Source organism: Pseudomonas sp. GL-B-19, from assembly GCF_019956415.1.
Taxonomy (GTDB): domain Bacteria; phylum Pseudomonadota; class Gammaproteobacteria; order Pseudomonadales; family Pseudomonadaceae; genus Aquipseudomonas.
This window is the reverse complement of record NZ_JAHBDK010000004.1, coordinates 1-1,429: the sequence shown is the minus strand read 5'-3', so window position 1 is coordinate 1,429 and position 1,429 is coordinate 1. Positions and strand designations below refer to the sequence as shown.

Annotated in this window: 1 protein-coding gene; it reads right to left on the bottom strand. The window is 59.1% G+C overall.

What is annotated here, in order from left to right; translation table 11 throughout:
• Positions 1–259: 259 nt before the first annotated feature.
• Complete coding sequence (locus KGB06_RS00020) at positions 260–1,318, bottom strand: IS110 family transposase (RefSeq protein WP_223511103.1); 1,059 nt, start codon at positions 1,316–1,318, stop codon at positions 260–262.
• Positions 1,319–1,429: the final 111 nt, after the last annotated feature.

Genomic DNA, 1,429 nt, shown 5'->3' with positions numbered 1-1,429 from the left:
CTCCTATGTATGGACTCGCCCCCACTGTCTACCTGCTTTTCAAACACTGCTACCCGGTTGCATCTATGTATAAGGCCTATTCGAGGAAGCCATCTTTGGCTTCTGGCCAACATTGGTTGAGCTCACGGTATGCCGATTACATTCAGGCCTCGAAGGCCGGTAGGAGCGCAGGCATCAATCCGCGACGGTCTGACCTGGGGTCAATGTTTTCTAGCAGGGGCTGGAGCGCACTTGCGCCCCGGTGGCAGAACGCTGTCGATCAACAACTTGTCGCCGCCGGCCGGCCATCGGCCGGTTGGCGGCGATAAGTCTGGTCATTCTGTAGCAGTACCCAGATGATTCGCAGGTTGCGATTCGCCAGCCGTACCGCTGCTTCCTTGCGTCCCAGCCGACTCTGCCAGCGTTGCAAGCGACGATCGTCGGGCTGTTCCGAATCTGGGCGCAGCTGCCTCAATACCGCGTGAGCCCCCTGCACCATCAGGCTGCGCACGTAGCCATCGCCTCGTTTGCACATCCGGCCCAGGCGAACCTTCGACCCACTGCTGTTCTGATCAGGCACCAGGCCAAAGTAGGCAGCGAAGCGACGTGCATCGGCGAAGCGCTCCGGCTCGGTCTGTTTGGCCAGTATCGCCGTGGCGATGATCGGTCCGACACCGCGTACGGTCATCAGCCGTCTGGCTGTTTCATCCTCCTTCGCAGCGGCCTCCAAGCGACCGGTCAACACGTTGATCCGCTCGCCTAACTGACGCCATTCGCCCAGCAACTCGTCGATCAGCTCTCGCAACATGTCCGGCAGCGGTTGGGTGGCATCTTCCAGCACCCGAGGCAGGGTTTGACTGATAGCAACATCACCTTGTGCCAAGGCAACGCCATGTTCCATCAGTAGCCCACGCATCTGATTACTGGTGGCGGTGCGCCGACGTACATAACCTTGCCGGGCACGGTGCAATGCCTGCATTGCCAGGGCGGAGGCACTTTTGATCGGTACCGCGATAATTTTTTGGTCCCGGTTCGCACGCAAAATGGCCAACACATCGTTGCGATCATTTTTCGCGCCGGTGCGGTGCTTGGCTACAAGCTGGGCCGGCAGAATTCGCGCCAAATTGCCCTGAGCCTGTAGCTGTCGTGCCCAAGCTTGAGCACCTGGCCCGGTTTCCATCAGCACAACAATGTTGGGCGGCAGCTTGCGCAAAAAGGCGTGGAAAGCTTCACGCGATTTGAGGCGTTCTTCATAAAGCACCTGGCCCAGAGCGTCTTCGCCTGCGACCTGAAAGACCTGCTTGGCAAGATCGACCGCCACTGTCGTACAGGCCGACACATCGGTTGAAGACAGGGACTGTTTAAGCGTCGTATTCTTTTTCATGGACTCGCCCTCGCTGCCGTTGGCTTCTTAGACTGCCACCGTGGCGCATTGACGCCTCGGCGTGGG